The organism is Pseudomonas sp. Leaf48, from assembly GCF_001421885.1.
Lineage (GTDB): Bacteria > Pseudomonadota > Gammaproteobacteria > Pseudomonadales > Pseudomonadaceae > Aquipseudomonas.
Genome location: NZ_LMLH01000003.1, coordinates 185,700 through 209,399, shown reverse-complemented (window position 1 = coordinate 209,399; position 23,700 = coordinate 185,700). Strand labels below are relative to the sequence as shown.

Below are 23,700 nucleotides of genomic sequence, written 5' to 3'. Positions count from 1 at the left end.
CAAGGCCCGCCCACTGGAAACGTTGATCGNTGCATTTTCTCGACCGACTCCGCCGCATGCAGCAATCCGCAGCCAACCTGTTTCGAAGCAAAGGCTGCAAGGCCCGCCCACTGGAAACGTTGATCGTGCCGCCAAAGCTGGGCGTAGGCGGCATTGATCGCCTTGTTGCGCGCCTTGGGATCGGTAATCAGCTTGCCGCCCGGTGCCACGACGTTTTCCACCCGTTGTTGATAACCACGCCAGAGGTTCTCGCAGGCGTGCCCGGGCAGTTCGCTGTAGGACGACACCGGCCGGCCCGGCGTTGGGGTGTAATTGGCAGGACGCGCTTCGGCGGCGGGCGGGTGCTGTGTAGCCGGCGTTGCGGGTGGTGCGGCGGTGCGTTGAGGCGGGGCGACTTTGGGCGTCTCGATCTCCTGGCACACCAGGGTCTGGACGGCAATCAACCGGGGCGACGGGTCNTGCGGGTGGTGCGGCGGTGCGTTGAGGCGGGGCGACTTTGGGCGTCTCGATCTCCTGGCACACCAGGGTCTGGACGGCAATCAACCGGGGCGACGGGTCGCATTTGCAGTGGCACAGGTCGCCTTCCAGGGCGGCCCGGCGATCGTCCAGATAATCCGAAAGGCGCGGGCCGTCGCAGACGATGGTGCCGGTGCTGTCGCACTCCGGGCAATAGACGTCATCGCCCTCGCGGGCCATGAACTGGCCGTTGATGTCGCGGTACGGGTAGCCGGTTTTCACGGTGCCGTCGACCGTGGTGGTGGCGCCGACGGTGATGTGATAACGCCTCATGGCAGGGTTGTCCTTGGTCTATTGGCAGGGACGAACACGCTAGTGAGGCGGTGNGTCGACCGTGGTGGTGGCGCCGACGGTGATGTGATAACGCCTCATGGCAGGGTTGTCCTTGGTCTATTGGCAGGGACGAACACGCTAGTGAGGCGGTGTAGGGAGATAAATCAGAGGTTGCGTTGTTTGGTGTAGGACGGTTCTTGATGTTCTGTAGGATCTGCCGAAGGCTCAGGCCGCGTTCGGCAGTTCCTGCAGGGGTTGTGTTATTTCAGGAGTTTCTGGAACTCTGCGATCGGCAGTGGCGGGCTGTACAGATACCCCTGATAAAAATGGCACTCCAGCCCCTGCAGAANGGCCATGGCGACGATGGCGCGGATGATCTCGGCGTCGTTCGGATCACTGGTGGCGTCGCGGATGAACGACTGGTCGATTTTCAGGGTGTCGACGGGCAGTGCCGATTTGTCGGGGATGTTTTTGTCGGCACGGTTCTATCAAGTCCAGCCATAGCGCACCAGATGAAAGAAAATAGGTGCCGCAAAGCACACCGAGTCCAGTCGGTCGAGCATGCCGCCATGGCCTTCGATCATATGCCCCCAGTCCTTTACGCCACGGTCGCGCTTGATCGCCGACATCACGATGCCGCCGGCAAACCCCAGCAAATTGATCAGCAGGGCAATGAGCAGTGACTGCCAGGCGGTGAACGGTGTGATCCACCACAATCCGCAGCCGATCAGCGAGGCCAGCACAATGCCGCCGACAAAGCCTTCCAGCGTTTTGGAAGGCGACAGGTTCGGGGCGATCTTGCGTTTACCGAGCAATTTGCCACAAACGTACTGCAGCACGTCCGACATCTGCACCACGATTATCAGATAGGCGATCAAAAGCAGGTTCCGCCCCTCATAACCGATGATGTCCAGGGTCAGCAGGGCGGGCACATGGGATACGCAGAACACCGCGATCATCAAGCCCCACTGGACTTTCGAGGCTCGCTCGAGGAAGTGCGTGCTGTCGCCGCCCATGGACGCCAGGATCGGAAGGAGCAAGAACACGTAGACCGGAATGAAGATCGAGAACAGTCCGTACCAGTCGTAATAGATCAACAGGTACTGCAGCGGCAGCGCCAGGTAGAAGGCCGCCACCAATGCGGGGTAGTCGCTGCGGCGGGTGGGCGTGAGAGTCAGGAACTCGCGCAGGGCGTAGAACGACACGGTGTAGAACAGCAGGATCACTGCGCCGGTGCCGAGCCAGAAGGCGATACCAATCACCAGCACCATTACCCACCAGGCGTTGATTCGGGCGTTGAGGTTGTCGATCACCGGGTTGGGGCTACCACGGGTGCGTCGCTTGAGCACAAAACCGATCAGCGAGGCCAGCAGCAGAAACGCGCCGATGCCGGCAAATAACATCAATGTCTGTTTGTCCATGTCAGGCGTGCTCCCCGGCGAGAGTCAGCAGCGCTTCGCGGCTGCGTTCGAGAAACTGCGCCTTGCTTTCGTCTTCGTCCAGCGCCAGCGGGTCGCCAAAGCTGATGGTGCACAACAGCGGCAACGGCAGGACACGGCCCTTGGGCATGACGCGGTTGAGGTTAGCGATCCACACCGGAATCAATTGAGCCTGGGGGTATTGCCTGGCCAGGTGATACAGCCCGCTTTTAAATGGCAACAGACCGTCTTCGGGGTTGCGTGTGCCTTCCGGGAAGATGATCAGCGAATCGCCGTTTTCCAGGGCGTCGAGCATCGGCTGCAAGGGATTGTCGGCAGTGTCCTTGCGTTCACGGTCAATCAACACGCCATTGAAAACCCTTTTGATGATGTACCGACGCAGGGCGCTTTTGAGCCAGTAATCCGCGCCAGCAACCGGACGAGTGATGTGGCGCAAGGGAGCTGGCAAGGAGGCCCAGAGCAGAACGAAGTCGCCATGACTGCTGTGATTGGCGAAATAGATGCGCTGCACCGTTTGCGGCGCGCACCCCAACCACAGGCTGCGAGCACCGGTGAGCAGTCGGGCGGCGGAGGTAATGAGGGTGGCAACTACGGGTTCCAGCATGAGAACTCCTTATCCGGCAAAGTTCAGCCAAGGGCCGGCCAGGATGAAAAACAGGGTCAACAGTACCTGTGCCGTCACTAGCAGCACCTGGCGGCGCAACAGTTTCAGGGCGCCGGCGATACGTTCGCTCCAGGGGCGGCCGCCATGTTCGGCGGGCTGCAAATTGAGCGTTGTCAGGGCTTGATCCAGAGCCAGTGTTTGCTCGGGAAGGTTTTCAGCTCGCTCGGCAAGGCGTTGGAACAGATCGGCATCGAAAGCCACCCGCAGCGCCCAGTATTTTTGCCCCAGGCCGAGCAACAGCAGCCCGCAGCTGCAGGTCGCGCTCCAGAACCCCTGTTCTGCCAGGAGGGACTGGCTCAGGCCAAACAAGGCACCCAACAGCGTAAGGCCGTTGGACAGTCGATCCAGAGAGCTACCACGACGCAACAGACTGGCTGTCACGTATAACTGCATATCAATGGACACGGCTTACCTCTCTGGTTTGCGATAGTTGTTCCAGTACCTGGCGGTGGCGAGCACCGAGGACAATCCCCGGGCGTGCGAGCTGGATCAGCGCAACGGCTTCTTCGACACTTGCAGCCCGCCCGGTGTGTAGCAGCCATGCAGCCACCGCAGTGGCGCTGCGCGAATAACCCAGGGCGCAGCAAACCAGCAACGGCCCTTGCTGGCGCAGACTTTCGATGGCCAGCGCCGCTTCTCCGATTAGCGCTGTGCCGGGTGCCGTAAGGTCCAGGACAGGCAATGAGCGGTAGGCGATGCAACCAGGGTTGAGCGAGAGTTCGGCACAAAGGTCGACGACTGCGGTGAAGGTACTGTCCTCGAGTTCCTGTGGAGTCGGTATGCGTCCGAGCCAGACGTTGTCGAGTACCAGATCGGGATCTGGATCCTTGCGGGTCCACAGGCGCGAGTTGAGCCGGGCCGCGATCAGGTAGGGCGCCAGCAACCAGCGGGCGGCAGCGGACAGGCGCCCATCAGCGCGTTTCTGAAAGCCACCGACGTCCAGCACAGCATAATTGAGTGCCACCAGCAGCAACGCCACGGCAGGCCAGAGCAGCCACAGCCACGCCCCCTTGCCGGCAAAGGCCGGGATAACGCAAGCGATAGCCCCCAGCAGGTAATACAGCGCCAGTCGCCAGCGCTTTTTCTCTGTTGTCAGGCGTGCGCCGTGCAAGGGGCTGGGACCTTCAAGCGGCCACAGCCAGACACACAGCCAGCCGAGCAAGGCGCCCGTGGGCAGATCAATGAAGTGGTGTTGGTAGGTGGTCAGCACCGAGATCCCGATCAGGGCGAACCAGCCATGCATCAATACCCGCCAGACACCCTGCAAGTGCCGCTGGTAGCAGGACCACAACACCACCAGCAGTGCGATGTGGAGGGATGGAGCCTGATTGAACGGCTTGTCAAAGCCGGCCAGCACATCGAACATCCAGCCAAACACGCCATCCATTTCCGGCCGGGCGAAGGTGAAGCGCAACGGCCAGATCAGAAAACAGCTGACGGCGACCAACTGTGCTGTGAGCAGTCGCAAGGCATGGCGTTTCAGTTCCTGTCGACTGTCGGGCAGCAGCAGGGAAAGTCCGTACAGCAAGTCAATGGACCAGTACGGGACGATGCTCCAGCCCCAGAACGGCATGTGGTTTTCCCAGCTGAACACCAGAGTGCCGACATCATCGCGCTGGGTGGTGAACCAGGTGGCGAAGCCATAGGTGCCAAAGAACAGCGGCGCCAGCAGTAGCAACCAAAGCAGTGCAGGCTTGATCAGACCCGGCTCGCGTGCCGGGTTTGCCAGACGCAGCATCACGAGACCCTTTGGGCGAGCGCCACACTGAAGATGCCCCATTCATCGACGCGCAGGCAGATTTTGCGGAAGCCGGCGGCTGCCACCAGTTGATCCATTTCCGCCTGGGTGCGTCGACGCATGACCCAGGCCTGGCCTTCGCGGTGACTGGTCAGGGCGCGGGCGATCAGTTCCAGTTGCGGGTGCCAGGGCTGGCCGGTATATACCAGATAGCCGCCGGGTTCCACGGCATCGGCGAGGCCGGCCAAGGAAGCGCCAACCATTTGATTGTCGGCAAACAGCTCGTATAGACCGGAGACTACGGCCAGCGTCGGCCTGGGCTGTAGCGCGGCGAGGTCGGTACGGTCAAACGCATCGCCCTTGACGAATTGCGCGATACCCTCCAGGCCTTTTTCCCGAATCAACGCGTTACCGTCACGCACATTGATGTCGCTGTAATCACGCAACAAGATCGACTCGGGTAGCGGGTTGACGCCCTGCAAGGCTTCGAGAATGTAGCGACCATGCCCGGCAGCGATATCGACGATACGCACTTCGCTACCTTGCTCGCGTAATTGCTGCATGGCCAGGCGCAGCAGCTCCTCGACGTGCAGTTTGCGTTGTCGGATGCCGCGCCAGCCGATGGAGTCAAGGTAATTGCGGTCGATCAGGCGGCCGAGGCCCGAGGTGCCGGTGGGAGTATTGCGGTAGACGTAGTCCAGGGTGCTGCCGGAATCGAAACCGGTGTCGAAGCCCAGCTTGACGCCGGATGACAGCCGGCTGCCAAGTCTCAGGCTGGCGCGGGTCATGCGCCAGTACAGGTCGCGCAGGGAATTGCGCGGCAGGGCTGCTGCCAAGGATTCGGATTCGGCGCAGGTCAGGCCCAGGCGATCGGCTGTCAGTAACGAAGGTCTTTCGAGTGCTTGTTCAAAGCTTTGCAGAATGAAGCGGCGTGCGCTGGCGACGGCAGGTCCTCTATCCCTTTCGCCCAGTGTGTCGTGGAAAAATCCCGGCAGGATATGTTTTTCCTTGTGAAGGCTGCCCAGGCGTTCGAAGAACTGTTCCTGGGGTTGGCGATGCACGACGAAATCGGCGCCTGAGATCAGCAGTTGAGTGGGTATCTGAATTGCCTGGGCATCGGCGACGACTCGTTCGGCGGCTTCGTAAAGGCCCAACAGGACGTTGACCGAGATGGCCTTGGTAATCAGCGGGTCGTTGTCGTAGCTGGCGGCGCGTTGCGGGTCATGAGTGAGAAAGCGTGCCTTGACGTAGCTGTTGACGAAAAAGTTGCCGCGCCACTGGCGCATCAACCCCAGCCCCTGACGGGCGAAGGGCACATACAGCTTGACCTTGAATGCCGGTGACGCCAGCACCAGCGAGCGAATCCGTGGCGCGTAATCGTGAGCCCAGGTCGCCACGATCACCGCGCCGACGCTCTGGGCGATCACCGCCAGGTTTTCCTCGTCTATCTGGTAGGTCGTCCCCAAGTGCTCGCAGAAGGTTTGGACATCACGCACGCTGGTGGCGAAGCCCGGACTGTCGCCCCGGGCGCCGGGAGAGCGTCCATGACCGCGGGCGTCCCAGGCAAAGAAGTCAAAACCGGGAAGGTCCAGTTCATCCACCAGATGTGCAATACGCCCGGAGTGCTCATGGCCACGGTGAAACAACAATACGGCCTTGCGCGGTTCATCCGCCTCAGGGATGCCGGGCCAGTAGCGGTAGAACAATTCCACGCCATCGTGGGTGGTGAATGTCTGGTCTTGAGCTTCGCGCATTGCCATTTCCTTATGCCGTAGGGCTGTCTTGTTGTGCTTCCTTGAGTCCCTGGCGGACCCGATTGACCAGCGTGCAGAGCAACAGCCCGGCGATGACTGCGAACACCCCATTGATCCACAGGGCGCCGAGCCAGCCCAGTGCGATGCCGGTGGCCACGACCCCCAGCACGAAAGCCCGGTCGCTTTTACCCATCGGCCCGTCGTAGCGCCGCGAGGCACCGACCATCGGCCCCAGCACGCCGCTGTACTCGCTGAACAAGGCGAGCAGGCTCACCAGCAGCACCAGCCACAGGCTGACACCCGGCAACAGCGCGAAAGGCAGGATAAGCGCGCAGTCGGCGGCGATGTCGCAGAGCTCGTTGAGATAGGCGCCAAGATTCGACTGCTGGTTGAATTCACGGGCGAGCATGCCATCGATTGCGTTGAGCGCCATGCGCACCAGCATCCATACAGGCACCAGCACAAACACCCCGGGGTGGTGCACGAAAGCGGCGATCACTACGCCCACGAGCACCGAGCCGATGCCTGCCAGCATAGTGATCTGGTTGGCGGTGGTGCCTTTGTCGAACAACCGTCGGACCAAGGGGCGCAGGAGGTTTTGGAAGGCGGGTTTGATCTGGTAGATGCTGGGCACGTTGAGAGGGTCTCAGCCAGTGAAAGGGGTTATGGTTAACGAGTGTAGATGCCAACTTGCGAGGCCGGATCAAGGGTTGGTCCAGGGCGTGGCCAGTGACAGCGTGATCAGGTAGCGTTCTTCTGTGGGACGCTTGTTGTCCTTGAAGCGATTAACCAACATCATCACTTGATACTGGTTTCCCGCATGCCAATAGGTTTTTCCGCCTTTGTTCACGTCCCGTAATTGGACTCGCCATTGCGGGGTGTCGGCAAATGATGGGAACTCCTTGCTCCGGATGGGCACCCAACCAGCGTTGCGCCATTGGTCCTGTAAATCCAGTACAACCTTGAGTGCGTCGTCGAGCAGTAGTGGCTCGATTTGTGGGGACATACGGACACTCCTCACCTTCTCATCCGTAAAACTCACGGTAAAGAATCGGGCCAATGGCGTCACAAAGCCGAATTGGGGATCTGCGAAGCGAAGACGGGCATCAGACTTGGGAATGTTGAACCAGGAGTGGCCCGGTATGGCTGAATCGATACTTGCGCTGGAACGCTGGCGCATTGCCTCGTATGGCTCGCCAATTACCAAGGCGATTTCCGGGTCGTCCGATAGCAACACAATTGCTGATAGCGTCAGGAGGCATGCGACCACCACTACCAAAATGCCACGCCGCCAACGCAGATGGTGCATCAAACTCATCGTACGCCCCCACCCAAGGCGATTTCCCGAATCGACTGCGCAATCCGATCGCGCTGGTCGCTTTGCAGCAAATCGTCAAACTGGGCCGCGGCTTTAAGCACGAAGGCCATACGGCTCTTGACGTCAGCCAGGTCGGCGAAGGGGAAGTTACTAAATCCAATGGTGCGCTCGTCCTCGACAGGACGGCACTGACTGGCCAGGGTCAGTTCAATGGCCTGAGCCGCCCCGGAAGGAACGTCGGTGACGTAGGATAAATGGTTACCGCGCATCATCCATTTCATTCCACTGTGATCGTACATCGCCGGTTGCAGGATGTTGACCTGCTCGTGCTCGGCAAGAAGTGCGACACTTTCCGCGATATTGCCAGCGTCAATCGCCTCGAAGGCCAGGAGGATTTCCTTGTGATCAGTTCCGAACTTAAGCTTTTCGTGCCCGATTGGCCAAAGCACAGGGTTTTCACTCTGCCCATATATGTTGCTACGTGCCCCCAGACAATCCTTCAACGCCTCCAACCCACGCTCCGCATAAAACACATGCAACGGATACACATCGAGAAACAGCGTGGTATTACCCATCGCCAGCATCTCATGCACAAACCGGTACGCCTGTTGCGCAAGGGGCAACGCACTGTCGACACCCCAATGGGTAAACCCCCACACCGGGTTGTCACGGTTGGCCTGTTCGTAGTCCCGTTGGCGCTGTTCGAACTCCCTTATTGCTGCGCGCTTTTCGCGTTCACTGGGGCTGATCAAACCGGCCAGCCCTTTTCGTGAGCTGTCCCGCAACTGCTGCATAGCCTCTGATTCAGCCTGCATTTTCTCGACCGACTCCGCCGCATGCAGCAATCCGCAGCCAACCTGTTTCGAAGCAAAGGCTGCAAGGCCCGCCCACTGGAAACGTTGATCGNCCTGCATTTTCTCGACCGACTCCGCCGCATGCAGCAATCCGCAGCCAACCTGTTTCGAAGCAAAGGCTGCAAGGCCCGCCCACTGGAAACGTTGATCGTGTCGCCAAAGCTGGGCGTAGGCGGCATTGATCGCCTTGTTGCGCGCCTTGGGATCGGTAATCAACTTGCCACCCGGTGCCACGACGTTTTCCACCCGTTGTTGATAACCACGCCAGAGGTTCTCGCAGGCGTGCCCGGGCAGTTCGCTGTAGGACGACACCGGTCGGCTCGGTGTTGGGGTGAAATTGGCAGGACGCGCTTCGGCGGCGGGCGGGTGCTGTGCAGCCGGCGTAGCGGGTGGTGCGGGTGGTGCGGCGGTGCGTTGAGGCGGGGCGACTTTGGGCGTCTCGATCTCCTGGCACACCAGGGTCTGGACGGCAATCAACCGGGGCGACGGGTCGCATTTGCAGTGGCACAGGTCGCCTTCCAGGGCGGCCCGGCGATCGTCCATATATTCCGACAGGCGCGGGCCGTCGCAGACGATGGTGCCGGTACTGTCGCACTCCGGGCAATAGACGTCATCGCCCTCGCGGGCCATGAGCTGGCCGTTGATGTCGCGGTACGGGTAGCCGGTTTTCACGGTGCCGTCGACCGTGGTGGTGGCGCCGACGGTGATGTGATAACGCCTCATGGCAGGGTTGTCCTTGGTCTATTGGCAGGGACGAACACGCTAGTGAGGCGGTGTNGTCGACCGTGGTGGTGGCGCCGACGGTGATGTGATAACGCCTCATGGCAGGGTTGTCCTTGGTCTATTGGCAGGGACGAACACGCTAGTGAGGCGGTGCAGGGAGATAAATCGGAGGTTGCGTTGTTTGGTGTAGGACGGTTCTTGATGTTCTGTAGGATCTGCCGAAGGCTCGGGCCGTTCGGCAGTTCCTGCGGGGGTTGTGTTATTTCAGGAGTTTCTGGAACTCTGCGATCGGCAGTGGCGGGCTGTACAGATACCCCTGATAAAAATGGCACTCCAGCCCCTGCAGAANGGGGTTGTGTTATTTCAGGAGTTTCTGGAACTCTGCGATCGGCAGTGGCGGGCTGTACAGATACCCCTGATAAAAATGGCACTCCAGCCCCTGCAGAAACTCCAGCTGTTCCGCTGTCTCCACGCCTTCGGCAATCACCTTAAGATCCAGGCTGTGGGCCATGGCGACGATGGCGCGGATGATCTCGGCGTCGTTCGGATCACTGGTGGCGTCGCGGATGAACGACTGGTCGATTTTCAGGGTGTCGACGGGCAGNTGGAACTCTGCGATCGGCAGTGGCGGGCTGTACAGATACCCCTGATAAAAATGGCACTCCAGCCCCTGCAGAAACTCCAGCTGTTCCGCTGTCTCCACRCCTTCGGCAATCACCTTAAGATCCAGGCTGTGGGCCATGGCGACGATGGCGCGGATGATCTCGGCGTCGTTCGGATCACTGGTGGCGTCGCGGATGAACGACTGGTCGATTTTCAGGGTGTCGACGGGCAGGCGCTTGAGGTGAGTCAGTGAGGAGTAACCGGTGCCGAAGTCGTCCATGGCAAAACTGACGCCGAGCTTCTTCAGGCGGCGCATTTTGTTGATGGTGTCTTCCAGGTTCTGGATCACGATGCCTTCGGTGATTTCCAGTTTCAGTAGCGAGCAGGGCAGGCCGCAGCTGGTCAGGCTGTTTTCGACGCGCTCGACAAAGTCGTTCTGGCGGAACTGGCGTGGGCTTATGTTCACGCACAGGCTGAACCTGTGCGGGTCCACCAGGCCATTTGCGACCAAGTGCTCGAAGGCGTGACAGGCTTCATCGAGGATCCAGTTGCCGACCTCCAGAATCAGCCCGCTGTCTTCCAGGACCTTGATGAACTCGCTGGGCGATTGCGCGCCGAGCTCCGGGTGGTTCCAGCGTACCAGCGCTTCGGCGCCGACGATGCGGTCGCCGCGGGCGTCGACCTGGGGTTGGTAGTGCACGTGAAATTCGCCCCGGGACAAGGCCTGGCGCAGGTCGGTTTCCATGCGCAGGCGCTCGCTCGCGGCCTTCTGCATGGTGTTGTGATACATCTGCGCGGTATTGCGCCCCGAATCCTTGGCGCGATAAAGCGCGATGTCGGCGCGCTTGAGCAGGTCGGTGGGCGTCGAGCCGTGGTCGGGAATCAGGGCGATGCCGATGCTCGGTGTCACTTGCAGGCGCTGGCCATCGAGGAACATCGGCTCCGACAGCAGTTCGCGAATGGTGTCGGCCAGCTCCAGTACCTGATCGTTGACCTCGTTGCGCGAACCTTCGAGGCCGCTGAGCAGCACCACGAATTCGTCACCACCGAGGCGGGCCACGGTGTCTTCCATGCGGACGCTGGCTTCAAGGCGGGCGGTGATGATCTTCAGCACGGTATCGCCGACCGGGTGGCCGAGAGAGTCGTTGATGTGCTTGAAGTGATCGAGGTCGAGGAACATCAGCGCACCGCGCAGGTTGTGGCGCTTGAGCAGGGCGATCTGCTGGCTCAGGCGGTCCATCAGCAGGGCGCGGTTGGGCAGGTTGGTCAGCGGATCGTGATAGGCCAGATGGCGGATCTGCGCTTCGGCATTTTTCAGCAGGCTGACGTCCCGCGCGGTGAGCAGCAGGCACGCGGTTTCATTGAGGGTGATGGGTTCCACCGAGACTTCGACGGTCAGCAGCTCGCCGCGCTTGTTACGCCCGAGCATCTCCTGGTGGTGAACCCGGCCCTTGAGTTGCAGCTCGGCCAGCAGCGCTGAGCGCTGCTTGTCTTCAGCCCAGATTCCGACCTGATACACCGTGCGGCCGATCACTTCGTCGGCCCGGTAGCCGGTCAGGCGGCAAAAACCATCGTTGACCTCCAGATAACGGCCGGTGTCGCGCTCGGTGATGGTGATGGCGTCGGGGCTGGAGTGGAACGCCTTGGCGAACTTCTCTTCGCTGGACTTGAGAGCGGCTTCCGAGCGCTGCTGCTGGCTGATGTCGCGCAAGGTGGTGACGATGCACGGCTGCTCCCCGACACTGATCTGGCGGCTGGATATCACACAGGTCAGGGATTGTCCGTCCTTGTGCCGGACGAGGATGGCCACATTGTCCAGGCCTTGTTCGCGGATGACTCGTTCGATCCGTTGCAGGCTTTTTGCCGAAGCGTCCCACAGGCCGATTTCGTCGGCGCTGCGGCCTATCACATCGGTGGCGCTCCAGCCGAAGATCTGGCTGAAGCTGGAGTTGATCTCGATGAACTGACCGGTGTCCTGGCGAGTCACGCAGATCGGGTCCGGGCTGACCTGGAACAGGGTGGCGAATTTCTCTTCGGAGGCCACCAGCCGTTGTTCGCGCTCGACCTGATCGGTGATGTCGAGCAGGGTGCCGGCCATGCGCAGGGGCACACCGTTTTCATCCCGGTAGAGGCGGGCGCGGCTTTCCAGGTAGCGTGAGCTGCCGTCGGGCAACTGTACGCGATAGGTCAGCTGATAATTGCCGGCCGGACCTTCGCGCAAGCTGCGATAGGCGTCGCGCATGGTGTCGCGTTCATCGCCGGGCACTCCTTCAAAAAACGCTTCGAAGGCTTCGTGGAAGGGTTTGGGCTCCAGCCCGTGCAGTTGGGCGGCGCGCGCCGAGCCATACAGCATGCCGCTGGGAATGTGCCAGTCCCAGGTGCCGAGCTGCGCCGAGTCCAGGGCCAGGTCGAGGCGTTCCTGACTGTCCTTGAGGGCCTGTTCGGCGACTTTGCGTTCGGTGGTGTCGAGGAAGGTGCTCAGCAGATAGGGTTGGCCTTCGAGTTCGACTTTCTGAGCGCTGAGAATGCCGTCGAGGATCCGCCCGTTACTGGCGCGAAATTGCACCTCCATGCTCACCAGGTCACCCTTGGCCTTGGTGGCCGCGACCAGTTCCGCTCGCTGTTGCGGATGCACCCACAGCCCAAGCTCCAGGGTGGTACGACCGATCGCGTGTTGCACCGGCCAGCCGAACAGGCTTTCGAAATGCTGGTTGGCTTCGGTGATCAGGCCGTCTTCCTGGCGGGTCAGCAGGACCATGTTCGGGCACAGGTGAAACAATGTGGCAAAGCGCTTTTCCGAGCTGCTCAACGCCTGCTCGCGCTGGCGCTGCTGGGTGATTTCGCGGATCACGCCAATCATTCGCGGGCGGCCTTTTTTGTCTGGTACCAGGCTGCCGCTGATTTCCAGCCAGTGCAGGCTGCCGTCGGGCCAGCGGATGCGGTGGCGCATCACCTGTTCCAGCGGCGCGCCGGCAACGACTGCGTGGAAGGCGCGCACGGTTTTCGCCCGATCCTCCGGGGCCAGCAAGTCGAGGTATTCCAGATCGGCCGGCAGCGGTTGCCGGGGGTCGAAGCCGAACAGCGCCTGAGTGCCCCGGGACCAACTGATCTGCCCGCGTTCGATGTCCCAATACCAGGCACCCAGGCGCGCGCCATTGAGTGCGGCCAGCAATTGAGAGGCGCTTTCCCAGCTCTGTTCGGAGTTTTTGGGATCAAGCGCCTGAATACGTGGCATCGGTGGAATACGGTCAACAGATTTCGGCATTGGCAGGCCTTGAGCTGAATAGGCGTTTGTTGCAGGAATTCGCGGCCCTATAGGAGTAGCACAAGTCAGCCTTGAGTCCCTGGCAGTTCGATTTGAGCATCCAGCAAGGCCATGAAGGCCCGCGCAGCATTCGACAGCGTCCTTTCCGTGTGCAGGATATAGCCTAGCTGGCGAGTGAGCTGTATGCCCGGCAAAGGTATGCGCGCGACCTGTTCATCGAGCATCGTGCGCGGCAACACGCTCCAGGCCAGGCCGATCGAGACCATCATCTTGATGGTTTCCAGGTAGTTGGTGCTCATGGCGATGTTCGGCGTCAGGCCCTGGGCTTCAAAGAGGCGCTGGACGATGTGGTGGGTAAAGGTGTTGCCGCCGGGGAATACCGCCGGATGCCGGGCAATGTCGGCCAGGCTGACCTTGCCGTTGTTGATCAGCGAGTGCTCGGGGGCGACCACGAAGTCCAGCGGGTCGTCCCACACCGGTGTGGCTTTGACCAGTGTGTGGGGTTCCGGGGCCAGGGTGATGACCGCCAGCTCGGCGCGGCCGTGGAGGATCTCTTCATAGGCCACTTCCGAGTCGAGGAACTGAATATCCAGTGCTACTTGGGGATAGCGTCGGGTGAACTCCCTTAACAAAGGCGGCAGCCGATGCAGGCCGATGTGGTGGCTGGTGGCGAGGGTCAGGCGGCCGCTCACTTCGCCGGTGAGGTTGGTCAGGGCGCGGCGGGTATCATCGAGCACGTTCAGAATCTGATAGGCCCGCGGCAGCAGGGCGCGGCCGGCTTCGGTCAGGCTGACTTCGCGACCCAGGCGATCGAACAGGCGCACCTTCAATTGCTGCTCCAGCCCGGCGATGCGCTTGCTGATGGCCGGCTGGGTCAGGTGCAGGCGTTCACCGGCGCCGGAGAAGCTGCCGGTCTCGGCGATGGCAATAAAAGCATTGAGGTTGGCCAGGTCCATGGTTGTATTCCAGATGGTTATCCAAAGCATAAAAAATATGAATTTGAGTTATTTAATGTAACGCCATAGGATCAGCCTCACAAGCCAAGGGGTTATTGAATCGCTCAGACCCAAGGCATAGAAACAAGCTGATGAGGAAACCGTCTGATGGCCGGCAAAACGCTCTACGACAAGCTCTGGGATTCGCATTTGGTCAAGCAGCGCGACGATGGCTCTGCGTTGATCTACATCGATCGTCACATCATTCACGAAGTGACCTCGCCGCAAGCCTTCGAAGGCCTGCGTCTGGCCGGGCGCAAGCCTTGGCGCATCGATGCCAACATTGCGACCCCGGACCACAACGTACCGACCACGCCTGAGCGTAAGGGCGGCGTCGAGGCCATCGTTGACCAGGTCTCGCGTCTGCAGGTCCAGACCCTCGACGACAACTGCGACGAATACGGCATCGTCGAATTCAAGATGAACGACGTTCGCCAGGGCATCGTCCACGTCATCGGCCCGGAGCAGGGTGCGACCTTGCCGGGCATGACCGTGGTCTGCGGCGACTCCCATACCTCGACCCACGGCGCGTTTGGTGCCCTGGCTCACGGTATCGGCACTTCCGAGGTCGAGCACGTGCTCGCCACCCAGTGCCTGGTCGCCAAGAAAATGAAGAACATGCTGGTGTCTGTCGAAGGCAAGTTGCCGTTCGGTGTGACTGCCAAGGACATCGTTCTGGCCGTGATCGGCAAGATCGGCACCGCCGGCGGTAACGGTCACGCCATCGAGTTCGCCGGCAGCGCGATTCGTGACCTGTCCGTCGAAGGCCGCATGACCATCTGCAACATGTCCATCGAGGCCGGCGCTCGCGTAGGCCTGGTGGCGGCGGACGAGAAGACCGTGGCTTACGTCAAGGGCCGTCCATTCGCCCCGAAAGGCGCTGAGTGGGACTTGGCCGTCGAAGCCTGGAAGGACCTGGTGTCCGACGCCGATGCGGTATTCGACACTGTCGTCGAACTCGACGCGACCCAGATCAAGCCGCAAGTCAGCTGGGGCACTTCGCCCGAGATGGTGTTGGCCGTGGATCAGAACGTGCCGGACCCTGCGAAGGAAATGGACCTGGTCAAGCGCGATTCGATCGTGCGTGCCTTGAAGTACATGGGTTTGACCGCCAATCAGGCGATCACCGACATTCAACTGGACCGCGTGTTCATCGGCTCCTGCACCAACTCGCGGATCGAAGATTTGCGCGCTGCGGCCGTGATCGCCAAGGGTCGTAAAGTGGCTTCGACCATCAAGCAGGCCATCGTGGTGCCGGGCTCGGGCCTGGTGAAAGCCCAGGCCGAATCGGAAGGCCTGGACAAGATCTTCCTCGAAGCCGGTTTCGAATGGCGTGAGCCGGGGTGCTCGATGTGCCTGGCGATGAATCCGGACCGTTTGGAGTCCGGCGAGCATTGCGCCTCGACCTCCAACCGCAACTTCGAAGGCCGTCAGGGCGCCGGTGGCCGCACCCACCTCGTCAGCCCGGCCATGGCCGCGGCCGCCGCTGTAAACGGTCGTTTCGTCGACGTCCGTGAATTGATCTAAGGAGCGCAGCATGAAAGCTTTTACCCAGCACACTGGACTTGTCGCGCCTTTGGACCGTGCCAACGTCGACACTGACCAGATCATCCCCAAGCAATTCTTGAAATCGATCAAGCGCACCGGCTTTGGCCCGAACCTGTTCGATGAATGGCGCTACCTGGATGTGGGGCAGCCGTATCAGGACAACTCCAAGCGCCCGCTGAACAAGGACTTCGTCCTCAATGCCGAGCGTTATCAGGGCGCCAGCGTGTTGCTGGCCCGCGAGAACTTCGGTTGCGGCTCCAGCCGTGAGCACGCGCCATGGGCACTGGAAGAATACGGTTTTCGCAGCATCATCGCGCCGAGCTATGCCGACATCTTCTTCAACAACAGCTTCAAGAATGGCTTGCTGCCGATCATCTTGAGCGATGCCGAAGTCGACGAACTGTTCCAGCAGGTTGAAGCGAACCCTGGTTACCAGTTGCAGGTTGACCTGCAAGCCCAGACGGTGACCCGTCCGGATGGCAAGGTGTTGAACTTTGAAATCGACGCCTTCCGCAAGCATTGCCTGTTGAATGGCCTGGACGATATCGGCTTGACGTTGCAGGACCATGAGGCGATTGCGGCGTTTGAAGGCAAGCATCGGGCGAGCCAGCCTTGGTTGTTTCGTGATGCTTGATTGATTTGAAATTGATGTAAGCAGGGCCGGCCCCTTCGCGAGCAAGCCCGCTCCCACATTGGATTTGCGGCGTAAACAAAACCTCTGTGGGAGCGGGCTTGCTCGCGAAGACGGCAGCTCAGACGACACAAGACTCACGCCAAAAGGAAGCCCCTCATGACCAGCACCGCCCAGCACAGTCAGGTAGTCCAGAAGCAATTCGGTGAACAGGCCTCGGCCTACCTGAGCAGCGCCGTACACGCTCAAGGCACTGAATTCGCGCTGCTGCAGGCCGAGCTGGCGGGGCAGGGCGATGCCAGGGTTCTGGATCTGGGTTGCGGTGCCGGTCATGTGAGTTTTCACGTAGCCTCATTGGCGAAAGAAGTGGTGGCCTACGACCTGTCGCAGCAGATGCTCGATGTGGTCGCTGCCGCTGCTAAAGACCGTGGCTTGAGCAACGTGTCCACGGTCAACGGTGCCGCCGAGCGCCTGCCGTTCGCCGATGGCGAGTTCGATTTCGTCTTCAGCCGTTACTCTGCGCACCACTGGAGCGATCTCGGCCTGGCCCTGCGGGAAGTGCGTCGGGTGCTCAAGCCTGGTGGCGTGGCAGCGTTCATCGATGTGTTGTCACCGGGTAGCCCATTGTTCGACACTTACCTGCAAAGCGTCGAAGTGCTGCGCGACACCAGCCATGTGCGCGATTACTCTGCGGGCGAGTGGTTGCGCCAGGTGAGCGAAGCGGGGTTGCACACCCGCAGCACCACACGGCAACGTCTGCGTCTGGAATACACCTCCTGGGTCGAGCGCATGCGCACACCCGAGGTGATGCGCGCCGCGATCCGCCAGTTGCAGCAGTCGATGGGCAATGAAGTGCGCGAATATTTCGAGATTGAGGCTGATGGTTCGTTCAGTACCGATGTGCTGGTGCTGTTTGTAGAAAGATAGCCACCGATCGATAGAGTTTTTCCGGGTGTGCCCCAGGGGCGCACCGACTGATGACATGAGGAAAGCATGAGCAAGCAGATTCTGATTCTCCCAGGTGACGGTATTGGCCCGGAAATCATGGCCGAAGCGGTCAAGGTGCTGGAGCTGGCGAGCGACAGGTTCGGCCTCGGCTTCGAGCTGAGCCACGACGTGATCGGCGGCGCAGCCATCGACAAGCACGGCGTGCCCCTGGCCGACGAGACCCTGGAACGTGCCCGCGCTGCCGATGCCGTGCTGCTGGGCGCGGTTGGCGGCCCGAAATGGGACACCATCGAGCGTGACATCCGCCCTGAGCGCGGCCTGCTGAAAATCCGTGCGCAATTGGGCCTGTTCGGCAACCTGCGTCCGGCGATCCTGTACCCGCAACTGGCCGAAGCTTCGAGCCTGAAGCCGGAAATCGTCGCCGGCCTGGACATCCTCATCGTTCGCGAACTGACCGGCGGCATCTACTTCGGCGCGCCACGCGGCACCCGTACCCTGGAAAATGGCGAGCGTCAGTCCTACGACACCCTGCCGTACAGCGAAAGCGAAATCCGCCGCATCGCCCGTGTCGGCTTCGACATGGCCATGGTGCGCGGCAAGAAGCTGTGCTCGGTGGACAAGGCCAACGTATTGGCATCCAGCCAGCTGTGGCGTGAAATCGTCGAGGAAGTGGCCAAGGATTACCCGCAAGTCGAGCTGAGCCACATGTACGTCGACAACGCTGCCATGCAACTGGTGCGTGCGCCGAAGCAGTTTGACGTGATCGTTACCGACAACATGTTCGGCGACATCCTGTCCGACCAGGCGTCGATGCTCACCGGCTCCATCGGCATGCTGCCATCGGCGTCCCTGGATACCAACAACAAGGGCATGTATGAGCCTTGCCACGGTTCCGCGCCGGACATCGCAGGCAAGGGCATCGCCAACCCGTTGGCGACCATTTTGTCGGTATCGATGATGCTGCGTTACAGCTTCAACCAGCAGGCCGCGGCCGATGCCATCGAACAAGCCGTCAGCCTGGTGCTGGATCAGGGCTTGCGCACAGGCGACATCTGGTCGGCAGGTTGCACTAAAGTCGGTACCCAGGAAATGGGCGACGCAGTAGTCGCCGCGCTCCGGAATCTGTAATCTCTCGGGCCCGCTGCCACTTTCAACTTCGAAAGCAGCGGCCCACTTTTTAAGAAGGTGTAGTTGCGATGAAACGTGTAGGTCTGATCGGTTGGCGCGGTATGGTCGGTTCCGTGCTCATGCAGCGGATGCTGGAAGAGCAGGATTTCGATCTCATCGAGCCGGTGTTTTTCACCACTTCGAATGTCGGTGGCCAAGGCCCGTCCGTGGGCAAGGATATTGCTCCGCTCAAGGACGCTTACAGCATTGAAGAGCTGAAAACCCTCGACGTGATTCTGACCTGCCAGGGTGGCGACTACACCAGTGAAGTCTTCCCGAAACTGCGCGAAGCCGGCTGGCAGGGTTACTGGATCGACGCCGCTTCCAGCCTGCGCATGCAGGATGACGCGGTCATCGTCCTGGACCCGGTCAACCGCAAGGTCATCGACCAGCAACTGGACGCGGGCACCAAGAACTACATCGGCGGCAACTGCACCGTCAGTCTGATGCTGATGGGCCTGGGTGGTCTGTTTGAAGCCGGCCTGGTGGAGTGGATGAGCGCCATGACCTATCAGGCGGCTAGCGGCGCCGGCGCGCAGAACATGCGTGAACTGATCAAGCAGATGGGTGCGACCCACGCCGCTGTCGCCGATCAACTGGCCGATCCGGCCAGCGCGATCCTCGACATCGACCGTCGTGTGGCCGAAGCCATGCGCAGCGACGCGTACCCGACCGAAAACTTCGGTGTGCCGCTGGCCGGCAGCCTGATCCCGTGGATCGACAAGGAACTGCCGAACGGTCAGAGCCGCGAAGAGTGGAAGGCCCAGGCCGAGACCAACAAGATCCTCGGTCGTTTCAAGAGCCCGATCCCGGTCGATGGCATCTGCGTGCGCATCGGTGCCATGCGTTGCCACAGCCAGGCGCTGACCATCAAGCTGAACAAAGACGTGCCGATCGCCGATATCGAAGGGCTGATCAGCCAGCACAACCCTTGGGTCAAGCTGGTACCGAACAACCGCGATATCAGCATGCAGGAGCTGAGCCCGACGAAGGTCACTGGCACCCTGAATGTTCCGGTTGGCCGTCTGCGCAAGCTGAACATGGGGTCTCAGTTCGTTGGCGCATTCACCGTCGGCGACCAGCTGCTGTGGGGCGCGGCCGAGCCGCTGCGTCGCATGCTGCGGATCCTGCTCGAGCGTTGATCGACTGACGTTGTGAAAGAACCCGCGCCTTGCAAGAGGCGCGGGTTTTTTAATACCTGGCAGTGGGGGCGGTTGCCTGATAAGCCGCCTTCGCGAGCAAGCCCGCTCCCACAATGGAATATGTACCCCTGTGTGCGGGCTTGCTCGCGAAGGGGCCGGTACAGGCACTACCAATCCCCGTCAGAAATTGCCTGCATGCCAGTCACCCGGTAAAGTGCCGCTCCCCCCCGTTTCACCAGAGGTCAAACCATGAGCCAGCCCATAGATATCGCCGTGATCGGCGCCACCGGTACTGTCGGCGAAACCCTCGTGCAGATCCTCGAGGAACGCGATTTTCCGGTCGGCAACCTGCACCTGCTGGCCAGTAGCGAATCGGCTGGCCATTCGGTGCCGTTTCGTGGCAAGAACGTGCGGGTGCGTGAAGTCGACGAGTTCGACTTCAGCAAAGTGCAGCTGGTGTTCTTCGCCGCCGGCCCGGCAGTGACCCTGAGTTTCGCCTCGCGCGCCACGGCGGCCGGCTGCTCGCTGATCGATTTGTCTGGCGCCTTGCCAGCCGATCAGGCGCCGCAGGTCGTGCCGGAAGCCAACGCAGAACGGTTGGCCGGTTTGAAAAAACCTTTCCAGGTCAGCAGCCCGAGCCCTTCGGCCACGACATTGGCCGTGGTGTTGGCGCCATTGCTCGGTTTGCTCGACTTGCAGCGCGTCAGCCTGACCGCCAGCCTGGCCGTTTCGGCGCAAGGCCGCGAAGCCGTGACCGAACTGGCGCGACAGACCGCCGAGTTGTTGAATGTCCGCCCGCTGGAGCCAAGCTTCTTCGACCGGCAGATGGCGTTTAACCTGCTGGCACAGGTTGGCAAGCCGGATGAGCACGGTCATACACTGCTGGAAAAACGCCTGGTACGCGAACTGCGCCAGGTCATCGCGATGCCTTTGTTGAAAATTTCCGTCACTTGCATTCAAGCCCCGGTGTTTTTTGGCGATAGCTTTAACGTGACCCTTCAGTCGGCGAGCGATATTGACCTGGCAAAAGTCAACGCGGCCCTGGACGATGCACCCGGTATCGAACTGGTGGAAGCCGGTGATTATCCGACCCCGGTGGGTGATGCGGTAGGGCAGGATGTGGTCTACGTTGGTCGGGTGCGCGGCGGTATAGATGACCCGGCGGAACTTAATCTGTGGATGACGTCAGATAACGTACGCAAAGGCGCCGCGCTCAATGCTGTGCAACTGGCTGAATTGTTGATAAAAGACCTGCTGTAAAAGATACTTGGCAACTATTTGTCTAATGATTCCGGGCAGGCCTATGCTTGCCGGAATGCCGAAGGCGAGCCGCTCTTCGGGGCTTTGCGTGGCATCAATGAAACGATCGCGCGCGACGCCCCCTCGCCGTCGTGCGCAATGCCTTGCGGCAGCGGCTATCAATACCTTCTCGCTGGCCGAGGAATGTTCAAACTAAGGATGAACCATGGTTCAAGTTCGCAAACTGGTGTTAGCAATAGCGGCCGCCTCGGCGCTGTCCTCCGGTATGGCGCATGCCCTCGGGCTCGGGGAGCTGACCCTGAAATCGACGCTCAACCAGCCGTTGGTTGCGGAAATCGAGCTGCTCGATGTCAAGGAACTCACCGCTGCGGAAGTGGTGCCGAGCCTGGCTTCACCTGAAGATTTCGCCAAGGCCGGTGTCGACCGCCAGGCGTTTCTCAACGACTTGACCTTCACCCCGGTTCTCAATGCCGGCGGCAAAAGCATCCTGCGTGTGACCTCCAGCAAGCCACTTTCCGAACCAATGGTTAAATTCCTCGTTCAGGTGATGTGGCCGAACGGCCGCTTGTTGCGCGATTACAGCCTGCTGCTCGATCCCTCCAAGTTTTCGCCGCAAACCGCCGAGGCGGCTGCGCAGCCTGCAACGACGCCAGCCGTCGCCGCGCCGGTTACCGGTGCAAGCAAGCCGACCCAGCACATCACCACGCCGCGCGATACCCTCTGGGAAATCGCCGCCAAGGCGCGTAACGGCGGGTCGATCCAGCAAACCATGCTGGCTATTCAGGCGCTGAACCCGGATGCCTTCATCGATGGCAACATCAACCGCTTGAAAACCGGTCAGGTGCTGCGTTTGCCTGATCAGGTACAAAGCACCAACCTGGCGCAACCCAAGGCTATCGCTGAAGTGGCCGCGCAAAACACCGCGTGGCGCCAGGGTCGACGTTACGTGGCCAGGCCGGCGGCAGGGCAGCAGCAGCTCGACGCGACCAATCGTCCTGGCACCCAGGCTGCGCCCGCACAAAGCGCGGCGGACAAGTTGAGCTTGGTGTCTGCCGAATCCGGCAGCAGTCGGGGCAAAGGCGCCGCTGGCGATGCCAAGGCGCTGAACGACAAGCTGGCGCTGACGCAGGAAAGCCTCGACACCAGTCGTCGGGACAACGCCGAACTGAAAAGCCGAATGGCCGATCTGCAAAGCCAGATGGACAAGCTACAGCGGCTGATCGAACTGAAGAATAATCAACTGGCCAAGTTGCAGGTTGAAGGGGCGGCGGGGGCTGCGGCTCAGCCTTCGAAGACGATGCCTGCCGAACTGGTGGCCAATCCGGCGCCTGGTGCGGCTGCAACTGCGCCGGCGGCAACCGAGGCGACTCCAGCGCCGGCCGAGAAGCCTGTTGAGCCAGCGCCAGTGGCGACCGGCGATCAGAAGTTCAATGAGCTGCTGACCAATCCTGCGCTGCTCGGGCTGGTGGGTGGTGGCGCAGTGGTGCTGCTGCTCCTGTTGCTGTTGCTGGCCCGTCGCCGCAAAGCCCAGCAGGAAGCCGAAAAGCATATGCGCATGGCCCGGGCGCTTGCCGAAGAACAGCAGTTCCCGGCCGATCTCGACTTGCCGCACAGCAGCTTCGAGGGGCTCGATGTTCCACCTCCGAGTGTGAAGCTGGCAGCCACGCCGACGCCGACGCCACAACCTGCTCCGGTACCAACCCCGGCTCCGGTGGTCGCTTCTGCCGTAATGACCACGCCAATCGCCGCACCGCTGGTGTCTCCGGCGGCCGATCGCTCCGATGATGTATTGGGGCAGGCGCAGTCCCATATCAATGCCGGGCGCCTGAACCAGGCGGCGGCGTTGCTCGAAGACGGCGTCAAACGCGAGCCTCAGCGCAGCGCCTTGCGCCTGAAGCTGATGGAGGTCTACGCCCAGCAAGGCGATCGTGATGCGTTCGTCGCCCAGGAGCGTCAGCTGGTGGCCAACGGCGATAACTTCGCCCAGGTCGAGCAGCTGAAAAGCCGCTTCCCGGCCATGGCGCTGGTGGCTGCCGGCGGTATTGCCGCGGCGGCCGTCGCTGCCGAGCTGGATGCACAATACGTGAAGGAGCTGCTGCTGGATGAGCCGCAGGTACCTGAAGTTGCCGAGGACGATCTCGACAGTGCATTCGACCTGAGCCTGGATGATCTGGACACTGTTACGCCTGTTACGCCTGTTACGCCAGCGGCGCCGGAACGAGAAGTCACTACCCTGGCTGATCTGGACGACTTCCCGCTGGACGACGACCTGAGCTTTGGCTCGGTGTTGCAGCAGCAGACCGAGATCAAGGAAAACCTCGACGACCTGTCGGATTTCGATCTGGACCTGGATCTGGGTGCCGAGCCATCGCCGGCGATGCTCGCCGAAGATGACTTCCTGCTGGATCTGGACCTGGATGAAGGCGTGAAGGACTTGCCGCCCGTCGAAGCGCCGTCCGCTCCCGAGGTTGCGCTGGACGACCTGGAGTTGCCGGCGGATTTCGACCTGTCACTGGCCGATGAAATGGACGCGCAAGAGGCTCCGGATGCGTTCGCGGCAGAACTGGAGGACGTCAACGCCGAGCTGGAAAACCTGTCCCATAGCATCGGCGAGCCGACCTTCACCGAAGCCGATGCGGCCTTGGGTGATGATGAGGACTTCGACTTCCTCTCAGGAACCGACGAAGCCGCCACCAAGCTCGATCTGGCCCAGGCCTATATCGACATGGGTGATAGCGACGGCGCCCGTGACATCCTCAACGAGGTGGTGACCGAAGGCAGTGATGAGCAGAAGAGCGAAGCGAAGGAGATGCTGTCGCGTTTGGCTTGAGTGGAGTTTTGGGTGTAAACGAAGCGGCAGCC

19 protein-coding genes and 2 pseudogenes are annotated in these 23,700 nt (G+C 61.0%); 7 read left to right on the top strand and 14 right to left on the bottom strand.

What is annotated here, in order from left to right:
- Positions 1 to 30: 30 nt before the first annotated feature.
- The 14 genes and pseudogenes from ASE98_RS27090 to ASE98_RS03915 form a co-directional block, all read right to left on the bottom strand.
- Positions 31 to 209: DUF2515 family protein (locus ASE98_RS27090; protein WP_442962690.1), on the bottom strand; the 179-nt coding region annotated here is incomplete at its 3' end.
- Positions 210 to 459: 250 nt separating this feature from the next.
- Positions 460 to 789: PAAR domain-containing protein (locus tag ASE98_RS25535; protein WP_162237380.1), on the bottom strand; the 330-nt coding region annotated here is incomplete at its 3' end.
- 488 nt (positions 790 to 1,277) lie between these two features.
- Positions 1,278 to 2,210: a phosphatidate cytidylyltransferase gene (locus tag ASE98_RS03960; RefSeq protein ID WP_060540067.1), complete on the bottom strand. Its 933-nt coding sequence runs from the start codon at positions 2,208 to 2,210 to the stop codon at positions 1,278 to 1,280.
- 1 nt (position 2,211) lies between these two features.
- Positions 2,212 to 2,832, bottom strand: a complete 621-nt coding sequence (locus tag ASE98_RS03955) for a lysophospholipid acyltransferase family protein (RefSeq protein WP_060540066.1) — start codon at positions 2,830 to 2,832, stop codon at positions 2,212 to 2,214.
- Positions 2,833 to 2,841: 9 nt separating this feature from the next.
- Positions 2,842 to 3,297 (bottom strand): hypothetical protein, encoded by a 456-nt coding sequence (locus ASE98_RS03950; RefSeq protein ID WP_060540065.1) that lies wholly within the window; start codon positions 3,295 to 3,297, stop codon positions 2,842 to 2,844.
- Positions 3,287 to 4,630 carry a phosphatase PAP2/dual specificity phosphatase family protein gene (locus ASE98_RS03945; protein WP_060540064.1) on the bottom strand — a complete coding sequence of 448 codons (1,344 nt, stop codon included), beginning with the start codon at positions 4,628 to 4,630 and terminating at the stop codon, positions 3,287 to 3,289. Before ASE98_RS03945 ends, ASE98_RS03950 begins: the two co-directional genes overlap by 11 nt.
- Complete coding sequence (locus ASE98_RS03940; protein WP_060540063.1) at positions 4,630 to 6,384, bottom strand: bifunctional alpha/beta hydrolase/class I SAM-dependent methyltransferase; 1,755 nt, start codon at positions 6,382 to 6,384, stop codon at positions 4,630 to 4,632. The genes ASE98_RS03945 and ASE98_RS03940 overlap by 1 nt, the downstream gene beginning before the upstream one ends.
- A gap of 10 nt (positions 6,385 to 6,394) precedes the next feature.
- On the bottom strand, positions 6,395 to 7,018 hold the full coding sequence (locus ASE98_RS03935; protein ID WP_060540062.1) for a CDP-alcohol phosphatidyltransferase family protein: 624 nt from the start codon (positions 7,016 to 7,018) through the stop codon (positions 6,395 to 6,397).
- 69 nt (positions 7,019 to 7,087) lie between these two features.
- The gene (locus ASE98_RS03930; protein ID WP_060540061.1) at positions 7,088 to 7,702 is read right to left on the bottom strand and encodes a hypothetical protein; all 615 of its coding nucleotides are present in this window, start codon (positions 7,700 to 7,702) and stop codon (positions 7,088 to 7,090) included.
- Positions 7,699 to 8,608 (bottom strand): annotated as a pseudogene (locus ASE98_RS27655) (DUF2515 family protein); the annotation flags it as partial. The gene ASE98_RS03930 and the pseudogene ASE98_RS27655, both read right to left, overlap by 4 nt.
- A 1-nt stretch (position 8,609) precedes the next feature.
- On the bottom strand, positions 8,610 to 9,279 hold a 670-nt coding region (locus ASE98_RS27085; protein WP_236707773.1), incomplete at its 3' end, for a PAAR domain-containing protein.
- A gap of 358 nt (positions 9,280 to 9,637) precedes the next feature.
- Positions 9,638 to 9,883, bottom strand: a pseudogene (locus ASE98_RS27650) (EAL domain-containing protein); the annotation flags it as partial.
- Between the two features lies 1 nt (position 9,884).
- Positions 9,885 to 13,147 (bottom strand): sensor domain-containing protein (locus tag ASE98_RS03920; RefSeq protein WP_236707772.1); only part of this gene is annotated, 3,263 nt, incomplete at its 3' end.
- A gap of 65 nt (positions 13,148 to 13,212) precedes the next feature.
- Positions 13,213 to 14,103: a LysR family transcriptional regulator gene (locus ASE98_RS03915; RefSeq protein WP_060540060.1), complete on the bottom strand. Its 891-nt coding sequence runs from the start codon at positions 14,101 to 14,103 to the stop codon at positions 13,213 to 13,215.
- 147 nt (positions 14,104 to 14,250) lie between these two features.
- Between ASE98_RS03915 and leuC the strand changes: the two genes are divergently transcribed.
- The 7 genes from leuC (at position 14,251) to ASE98_RS03880 (ending at position 23,668) form a co-directional block, all read left to right on the top strand.
- Entirely contained in the window at positions 14,251 to 15,669 is a 1,419-nt protein-coding gene (gene leuC, locus ASE98_RS03910) for a 3-isopropylmalate dehydratase large subunit (RefSeq protein WP_060540059.1), read from the top strand.
- A 10-nt stretch (positions 15,670 to 15,679) separates the two neighbouring features.
- Positions 15,680 to 16,324 (top strand): 3-isopropylmalate dehydratase small subunit, encoded by a 645-nt coding sequence (gene leuD, locus ASE98_RS03905; RefSeq protein WP_060540058.1) that lies wholly within the window; start codon positions 15,680 to 15,682, stop codon positions 16,322 to 16,324.
- A 156-nt stretch (positions 16,325 to 16,480) separates the two neighbouring features.
- Complete coding sequence (locus ASE98_RS03900; RefSeq protein ID WP_060540057.1) at positions 16,481 to 17,248, top strand: class I SAM-dependent methyltransferase; 768 nt, start codon at positions 16,481 to 16,483, stop codon at positions 17,246 to 17,248.
- Positions 17,249 to 17,314: 66 nt separating this feature from the next.
- Positions 17,315 to 18,397: a 3-isopropylmalate dehydrogenase gene (gene leuB, locus ASE98_RS03895; RefSeq protein WP_060540056.1), complete on the top strand. Its 1,083-nt coding sequence runs from the start codon at positions 17,315 to 17,317 to the stop codon at positions 18,395 to 18,397.
- A 68-nt stretch (positions 18,398 to 18,465) separates the two neighbouring features.
- Positions 18,466 to 19,578, top strand: a complete 1,113-nt coding sequence (asd, locus tag ASE98_RS03890; RefSeq protein WP_046026895.1) for an aspartate-semialdehyde dehydrogenase — start codon at positions 18,466 to 18,468, stop codon at positions 19,576 to 19,578.
- Positions 19,579 to 19,827: 249 nt separating this feature from the next.
- A complete protein-coding gene (locus ASE98_RS03885; RefSeq protein WP_060540055.1) occupies positions 19,828 to 20,838 on the top strand; it encodes an aspartate-semialdehyde dehydrogenase in 1,011 nt (336 codons plus the stop codon).
- 205 nt (positions 20,839 to 21,043) lie between these two features.
- Positions 21,044 to 23,668 (top strand): FimV/HubP family polar landmark protein, encoded by a 2,625-nt coding sequence (locus ASE98_RS03880; RefSeq protein ID WP_060540054.1) that lies wholly within the window; start codon positions 21,044 to 21,046, stop codon positions 23,666 to 23,668.
- Positions 23,669 to 23,700 lie beyond the last annotated feature (32 nt).